This is a genomic window from Lacrimispora sp. 38-1, from assembly GCF_049890855.1.
Classification (GTDB): domain Bacteria; phylum Bacillota; class Clostridia; order Lachnospirales; family Lachnospiraceae; genus Lacrimispora.
Genome location: NZ_JBANEW010000026.1, coordinates 1 through 1,510, shown reverse-complemented (window position 1 = coordinate 1,510; position 1,510 = coordinate 1). Strand labels below are relative to the sequence as shown.

Below are 1,510 nucleotides of genomic sequence, written 5' to 3'. Positions count from 1 at the left end.
CTCAACTTTCCCAGCAAATATTTCCGAATAGAGCCTGAATAAAAGAGGCTTGAGACAGCATCCATTCGTTTACTTTACTTTTGATGAAGGATGTGATATCAGCTGATAACGTTGAAATGTGTTCCACAAACAAAGCCATTAGACTTTGAAGTGCATTCGTTAAATCCATGTCCTGAATATCTTCACAGAACATGAAAAATAATTCGCCATACGTTTTCTGGTCGTTTCGGTTCCGGCGAATCCATTCCAGAATGATGTATCTTGTGAATACAATGGTTGTATGGCTTACCATTGCACCATAATTATGGCTCTGAAATTCAGTGCCTAACTTCAGGAAAGATTTCGATGATTTAAAGAAACATTCTATCGACCATCTATTTCCATAAATACGTACGATTTCTGCATTATCCAGTGAAATATCTGTGCTTAAGATATACAAACATTCACTTTTTTTATTGCGGTTTCGTACAAAAACAATCTTAACCGGGATTCCTGTTTTGGTGGCTACCACCAGGGAACCAAAGATATTTCTGGTACCTTCAAAACTTACAAACTTCTTAAGTTCTGGAAGTTTATATTGTTTACCATTATAGGTATAGCGTTGTTTCAACTGCTTGACCATACCAATGGCATGGATGCCTGTTTCAAGGATCTCCTTGATCATTGGTTCCGTAGTAAACCATGTGTCCATAAGGACATAATCAGCTTTTATACCAGCATTCAGAGCATTCTTAATCAAAAGAATGGCAGCATCTGTTTTAGGAATCATACTTTCTTTTCGAACTTTATATCCATTTGTACGATGATCAATCTTATCAGAAACTTCGTTATAACGATTACTTTTCGTAGCAGAAGAAAGCAGGTTGAATCCGGTTGGAATAAAGCTGTATCCATCAGACCAGCCAAGTGTAAGAAGAGTAAACCCTTTCTGACATTTATGCTCAACATGGTCAAAGACACGTGCAAGCAGCTCAACCGTTTTACTGCGATTGCGCTTAATAACGGAATCATCCAGAATCAGTACTTTTACTCTCTCTGGCCGAGTAAGTGAATCAAATGCCACTGTAACTTTAACGGCAAGGAGCATAAGAAACTTGCTCCAATTGTAGGAAGTTTCATTGAGAAAACGATAATACGTATTCTTTGAAACAGCCTGATCTTTATGTTTAGAATTCAGGAAACGAAAAAGATTCTTTCCCTGAAATGCTAACAGAAGCAAAAATTGAAATACCTCATATGCAGAAATACCGCATGATTTTGTAATATTGGATTTTCGCAACAGTTTTCCGAGTTCAAGTTGTTTTAATGCATCAGAAAATTGATTTTGAGGATTTTCTTTTTTGTCATTTTGGTATATCATAAGTTTAGCACCTTTCTTTGTATCTTAATTTTGTGGTGAACTTATTATACCAAAGATTGGTGCTATTTTTATGTCAAGGCACCGATTTATTAAGTTTTTTTGCTTGAGGAATCAAGCATTTCCATCAGCTTTGCTGGTGGGAAAGTTGAG

At 36.4% G+C, this 1,510-nt stretch carries 1 protein-coding gene; it reads right to left on the bottom strand.

The features are described from left to right. Position 1: 1 nt before the first annotated feature. Entirely contained in the window at positions 2-1,360 is a 1,359-nt protein-coding gene (locus V7D18_RS05115; RefSeq protein WP_426152092.1) for an IS4 family transposase, read from the bottom strand. Positions 1,361-1,510 lie beyond the last annotated feature (150 nt).

Excerpts from the sequence above, each read along its gene's own strand:
- V7D18_RS05115 (WP_426152092.1), bottom strand. The coding sequence starts at position 1,360 with ATGATATACCAAAATGACAAAAAAGAAAATCCTCAAAATCAATTTTCT.